The sequence below is a fragment of the Pseudomonas agronomica genome (assembly GCF_025917275.1).
Taxonomy (GTDB): Bacteria; Pseudomonadota; Gammaproteobacteria; order Pseudomonadales; family Pseudomonadaceae; genus Aquipseudomonas; species Aquipseudomonas agronomica.
Genome location: NZ_JAOSHO010000347.1, coordinates 1 through 5,600, shown reverse-complemented (window position 1 = coordinate 5,600; position 5,600 = coordinate 1). Strand labels below are relative to the sequence as shown.

At 61.6% G+C, this 5,600-nt stretch carries 5 protein-coding genes; 4 read left to right on the top strand and 1 reads right to left on the bottom strand.

All coding sequences use genetic code 11. The features are described from left to right. Positions 1-49: 49 nt before the first annotated feature. The gene (locus OC610_RS20200) at positions 50-1,633 is read right to left on the bottom strand and encodes a peptide chain release factor 3 (RefSeq protein ID WP_249876178.1); all 1,584 of its coding nucleotides are present in this window, start codon (positions 1,631-1,633) and stop codon (positions 50-52) included. A 447-nt stretch (positions 1,634-2,080) separates the two neighbouring features. Between OC610_RS20200 and OC610_RS20195 the strand changes: the two genes are divergently transcribed. From OC610_RS20195 to OC610_RS20180, 4 genes are read left to right on the top strand one after another with little or no spacing between them, the layout of a single operon-like run. Beyond that, positions 2,081-2,770 (top strand): ABC transporter permease, encoded by a 690-nt coding sequence (locus OC610_RS20195; protein ID WP_172681704.1) that lies wholly within the window; start codon positions 2,081-2,083, stop codon positions 2,768-2,770. Between the two features lie 24 nt (positions 2,771-2,794). Continuing rightward, positions 2,795-3,697 carry a glycine betaine ABC transporter substrate-binding protein gene (locus OC610_RS20190; RefSeq protein WP_264430179.1) on the top strand — a complete coding sequence of 301 codons (903 nt, stop codon included), beginning with the start codon at positions 2,795-2,797 and terminating at the stop codon, positions 3,695-3,697. Positions 3,698-3,712: 15 nt separating this feature from the next. Then, positions 3,713-4,366: an ABC transporter permease gene (locus OC610_RS20185; RefSeq protein ID WP_030139812.1), complete on the top strand. Its 654-nt coding sequence runs from the start codon at positions 3,713-3,715 to the stop codon at positions 4,364-4,366. Continuing rightward, positions 4,363-5,520: an osmoprotectant ABC transporter ATP-binding protein OsmV gene (locus OC610_RS20180; RefSeq protein ID WP_264430175.1), complete on the top strand. Its 1,158-nt coding sequence runs from the start codon at positions 4,363-4,365 to the stop codon at positions 5,518-5,520. The genes OC610_RS20185 and OC610_RS20180 overlap by 4 nt, the downstream gene beginning before the upstream one ends. Positions 5,521-5,600: the final 80 nt, after the last annotated feature.

Sequence of the window (5,600 nt, the reverse complement as noted above, 5' to 3'; positions counted from 1 at the left end):
TCGCGAGCAAGCCCGCTCCCACAGATCTTTCGGCTTAAACGCTGACTGCTTAATGATGCTCCCGCGTCGCGCGGAATTTCACGTCTGGCCAGCGCTCTTCCATCAACGCCAGGTTCACCCGCGTAGGGGCCAGGTAGGTCAAGTGACCACCGCCATCCAGCGCGAGGTTTTCCACAGCCTTGTTGGAAAACTCCTCGAGCTTTTTCTTATCACCACATTCGACCCAACGCGCCGAGTACACGGTGATCGGCTCGTAGGAGCACTCGACCTTGTATTCCTCTTTCAGGCGACTGGCGACGACGTCGAACTGCAGCACGCCGACGGCACCGAGGATGATGTCGTTGCTGCGCTCCGGGAAGAACACCTGGGTGGCGCCCTCTTCGGCCAATTGCTGCAAGCCCTGGCGCAGTTGCTTGGACTTGAGCGGGTCCTTCAGGCGCACGCGACGGAACAGTTCCGGGGCGAAGTGCGGGATGCCGGTAAAGCCCAGGGCTTCGCCTTCGGTGAAAGTGTCGCCGATCTGGATGGTGCCGTGGTTATGCAGGCCGATGATGTCACCGGCGAAGGCTTCTTCCAGTTGCTCGCGTTCCGAGGAGAAGAAGGTCAAGGCGTCGCCGATGCGCACGTCCTTGCCGGTGCGCACGTGGCGCATCTTCATGCCTTTTTCGTATTTGCCGGAGCAGATGCGCATGAAGGCAATGCGGTCGCGGTGCTTGGGGTCCATGTTCGCCTGGATCTTGAACACGAAGCCCGAGAACTTCTCTTCCACCGGCTCCACGGTGCGCTCGTTGGCAACACGCGGCAGCGGACGCGGCGCCCAGTCGACCACGGCGTCGAGCACATGATCGACGCCGAAGTTGCCCAAGGCGGTGCCGAAGAACACCGGGGTCAGCTGGCCGTCGATGAACTCCTGCTGGTTGAACTCATGGCAGGCTCCCTGCACCAGTTCCAGTTGCTCGATAAAACGATCGTACTCGTCGCCCAGGTGCGCGCGGGCCTCGTCGGAATCGAGCTTCTCGATGATCTTGGTTTCGGTGCGTTCATGACCGTGGCCTGGGGTGTAGACGATGATGTAGTCGTCGGCCAAGTGATACACGCCCTTGAAGTCGCGGTAGCAACCGATCGGCCAGGTGATCGGCGCGGCCTTGATCTTCAGGACTGCTTCGATCTCGTCGAGCAGCTCGATCGGGTCGCGGATGTCGCGGTCGAGTTTGTTGATGAAGCTGACGATCGGCGTGTCCCGCAGACGGCAAACGTCCATCAGCGCGATGGTCCGTGGCTCGACGCCTTTACCGCCATCTAGGACCATCAACGCCGAGTCCACCGCGGTCAGGGTGCGGTAGGTGTCTTCGGAGAAGTCTTCGTGGCCCGGGGTGTCGAGCAGGTTGATCATGTGATCGCGATACGGGAACTGCATGACCGACGTGGTAATGGAGATACCCCGTTGTTTTTCCATTTCCATCCAGTCGGAGGTGGCATGGCGGTCGGACTTGCGGGATTTCACCGTGCCGGCCACCGCAATCGCCTTGCCCATCAGCAAGAGCTTTTCGGTGATGGTGGTCTTACCGGCATCGGGGTGGGAAATAATGGCGAAAGTGCGGCGTTTCGCGACTTCGGCGGCCTGTTTGGTCATGGGAAATCGCCTGGCAGGTGATTCAAAAAAGGGCGGCGAGTATAGCCCAAAACGCCGCTCATGGACCACCGTACGTAGGCGCGGGTCCACGGTAGGCGCTGGCGAAGCCTGCGATCTTTTGACGTTTCCAGAGACACAGAAGATCAAAAGATCGCAGGCTTCGCCAGCTCCTACAGAGGCTCGACGGTGCCCTATGAGGGAACCTTTTAAGCCGCACAGGCGTCCACTCCCCTGTTATGGCCATTCGTCAGGGCCTGAAAAATCAGCAAGTTAGCCTGACGAGGCTGCGCTCATGGCTCGCTTCGACGTCGTTTTACCGGCCTCGAAAAGAGCTGCTTCTCGCGAACGTTTTCCCGGCAACCCACGAGGGTCTGCCGCCCGGGAAAGCGTGCGCCGACTGAAAGACAAAGGAGTCCGCCTGTGGCTATCCGCTATGGCAAAGGGCTTATGGGGGGTGCGGTCGTCGTCGCCCTTCTTGCCCTGTTGGTCCACTGGATCGGCATCGATACGATCCAACGTTACCGCGACGACCTGTTGTTCTACCTGCAAGCGCACCTGATGCTTGTAGTGGCCTCCATGTTGGCGGCCCTGATTGTCGGCATCCCCGCTGGCATCTTCCTCAGCCGCCCCGGCATGGTCGGGCGCGCCGAACGCTTCATGCAGGTGTTCAACATCGGCAATACAGTGCCGCCCCTGGCCGTATTGGCCATCGCCCTCGGCGTCCTGGGCATCGGCAGCGGGCCCGCCATCTTCGCCCTGTTCCTCGCCTCGCTGTTGCCCATCGTGCGCAACACCTATGAAGGCCTGAAGAATGTCCAGGGCTCCCTCAAGGAAGCCGCCGTCGGCATCGGCATGACCCCGCGCCAGGTGCTATGGAAAGTCGAGCTGCCCAACGCCGTGCCGATCATCGTCGGCGGCGTGCGCGTGGCCCTGGCGATCAACGTTGGCACCGCCCCGCTGGCCTTTCTGATCGGCGCCAATAGCCTCGGCAGCCTGATCTTCCCTGGCATCGCCTTGAACAACCAGCCGCAACTGCTGCTCGGCGCCGCCTGCACCGCCCTGCTTGCGTTGCTGCTCGACGGCCTGGTGACACTGGCCAGCCGCCTCTGGCTGGAACGCGGTCTGCGACCGTCCTGAGCCTGGCTGGATAAAGGAATCGTTATGAAGAAGTTGAGCTTGATCCTGGGCTGCCTGCTGCTGTTCGCCGGGTTTGCCCAAGCCGCAGAAAAACCGCTAATCCGCCTCGGCGCCCGGGTATTCACCGAGCAGACCTTGCTGGCGGAGATCACCGCGCAATACCTGCGCGACAAAGGCTACGACGCCCAAGTCACTGGCGGACTGGGCAGCAACCTGGCCCGCAGCGCCCATGAAACCGGGCAACTGGATTTGCTTTGGGAATACACAGGCGTGTCATTGGTGGCCTACAACCATGTCACCGAGAAACTCGACAGCGCTCAGTCCTACGCCCGGGTGAAAGAACTCGACGCGAAAAAAGGCCTGGTCTGGCTGGCACCGTCGAAATTCAGCAACACCTACGCCTTGGCCCTGCCGGAAAAAATCGCGAAGGAATACCCGCAGATCAATTCCATCAGCCAGTTGAACACGGTGTTGCAGGCCGAGGCCGACGAGAACCATCTGGTGGCCCTCGACACCGAGTTCGCCAATCGCTCCGACGGTCTGGCCGGGATGGTCGAGCAGTACGGCATGAACCTGACCCGCAAGAACATCCGGCAGATGGACGCAGGCCTGGTCTACACCGCGCTGCGCAACAGCCAGGTATTCGCCGGCCTGGTCTACACCACCGACGGGCGCTTGAACGCTTTCAAATTGAAGCTGCTGGAAGATGACAAGCATTACTTCCCCGACTACACCGCCGCGCCCGTGGTGCGCCAGGCGTTCCTCGACGCCCACCCGCAACTGGCCGCTCAGCTCAAGTCGCTGGCCGAGCTGTTCGACGACGAAACCATGCGCCAGCTCAACGCCCGCGTGGACGTCGATCACGAGAGCCCTTCCGCCGTTGCCGCCGATTTCCTGCGCCAGCATTCGCTGCTCTCAACCCAATGACCTGGAGGAAAAGCCATGGATTTTCTTGACGCCTTTTCCCATCTGGATTGGCCGCTGGTGCTGCACCTGACCTGGCAGCACATCACCCTGGTGGGCATCGCCGTGACCCTGGCGATCGTCATCGGTGTGCCGCTGGGCATTTTCATGACCCGCTTCCCGGCACTTGCCGGCCCGTTGCAGGCCAGCGCCACGGTGCTGCTGACGATTCCGTCGATCGCCCTGTTCGGCCTGCTGTTGCCGTTCTACTCCAAATTCGGCCAGGGCCTGGGGCCGATGCCGGCGATCACCGCGGTGTTTCTCTATTCGTTGTTGCCAATCATGCGCAACACCTACCTGGCCCTGACCGGCGTCGAACCGGGCATTCGTGAAGCCGCCCGCGGCATCGGCATGACCTTCGGCCAGCGCCTGCGCATGGTCGAACTGCCCATCGCCGTGCCGGTGATCCTGGCCGGCGTGCGCACCGCCGTGGTCATGAACATCGGCGTCATGACCATCGCCGCCACCATCGGCGCCGGTGGCCTGGGCGTGCTCATCCTCGCTTCCATCAGCCGCAGCGACATGTCGATGCTGATCGTCGGCGCCGTGCTGGTCAGCCTCCTGGCCATCTTCGCCGACCTGCTTCTGCAATGGCTGCAACGCTCGCTGACCCCGAAAGGACTACTGAAATGATCGAACTTCAAAACCTCAGCAAAACCTTCAAGAGCAACGGCAAGGATGTCAAAGCCGTGGACTCGGTGAACCTGACCGTCAACGAAGGCGAGATCTGCGTGTTCCTCGGGCCGTCGGGCTGTGGCAAGAGCACCACCCTGAAGATGATCAACCGGCTGATCCCGCCCACCTCGGGCAAGGTCTTGATCAACGGCGAGGACACCACCGGCCTGGACGAAGTGACCCTGCGCCGCAACATCGGCTACGTGATCCAGCAGATCGGCCTGTTCCCGAACATGACCATCGAGGAAAACATCACCGTCGTCCCACGCCTGCTCGGCTGGGACAAGCAGAAATGCCACGACCGCGCCCGCGAATTGATGAGCATGATCAAGCTCGAACCCAAGCAATACCTGCACCGCTACCCGCGTGAATTATCGGGTGGCCAGCAGCAACGGATCGGCGTGATCCGCGCCTTGGCGGCCGATGCGCCGCTGTTGCTGATGGACGAACCGTTCGGCGCGGTCGACCCGATCAATCGCGAGATGATCCAGAACGAGTTCTTCGAGATGCAACGGGCGCTGAACAAGACCGTGATCATGGTCAGCCACGACATCGACGAGGCTATCAAGCTGGGGGACAAGATCGCGATCTTCCGCGCCGGCAAACTGATCCAGTGCGATCATCCGGACACATTGCTGGCGCATCCGGCCGACGAGTTCGTCAGCAACTTCGTCGGCCAGGACAGCACGCTCAAGCGCCTGTTGCTGGTCAAGGCCGAAGACGCGGCGGACAACGCCCCGTCGGTCAGCCCCGAGACGCCGGTGGCCGAGGCGCTGGAGTTGATGGATGAACATGACCGGCGCTACGTGGTGGTCACCTGTGCCGAGAACAAGGCCCTGGGGTATGTGCGTCGTCGCGACCTGCACCGCCAGACCGGTACCTGCGGACAATTCCTGCGGGAATTCAACGCCACCGCCGCCTACGACGAACACCTGCGGATCCTGCTGTCGCGCATGTACGAGTTCAATCGCTCGTGGCTGCCGGTGATGGACGCCGAGCGGGTGTTCCTGGGCGAAGTGACCCAGGAATCGATTGCCGAGTACTTGAGCTCCGGCAAGTCCCGTGGGGGCAAGACCAGTATTGTTTCGCCGGCGGAGGCTGCCTCAGTCTGATCGGCCGCCACAAGCTTTGTTGCTGGCTTGCTGGCTTTTGTCACTGGCCTTGTGGCTGGCTTTTGTGGCGAGGGAGCTTG

Coding starts and splice junctions, on each gene's coding strand:
- OC610_RS20200 (WP_249876178.1), bottom strand. CDS start 1,633: ATGACCAAACAGGCCGCCGAAGTCGCGAAACGCCGCACTTTCGCCATT.
- OC610_RS20195 (WP_172681704.1), top strand. CDS start 2,081: ATGGGGGGTGCGGTCGTCGTCGCCCTTCTTGCCCTGTTGGTCCACTGG.
- OC610_RS20190 (WP_264430179.1), top strand. CDS start 2,795: ATGAAGAAGTTGAGCTTGATCCTGGGCTGCCTGCTGCTGTTCGCCGGG.
- OC610_RS20185 (WP_030139812.1), top strand. CDS start 3,713: ATGGATTTTCTTGACGCCTTTTCCCATCTGGATTGGCCGCTGGTGCTG.
- OC610_RS20180 (WP_264430175.1), top strand. CDS start 4,363: ATGATCGAACTTCAAAACCTCAGCAAAACCTTCAAGAGCAACGGCAAG.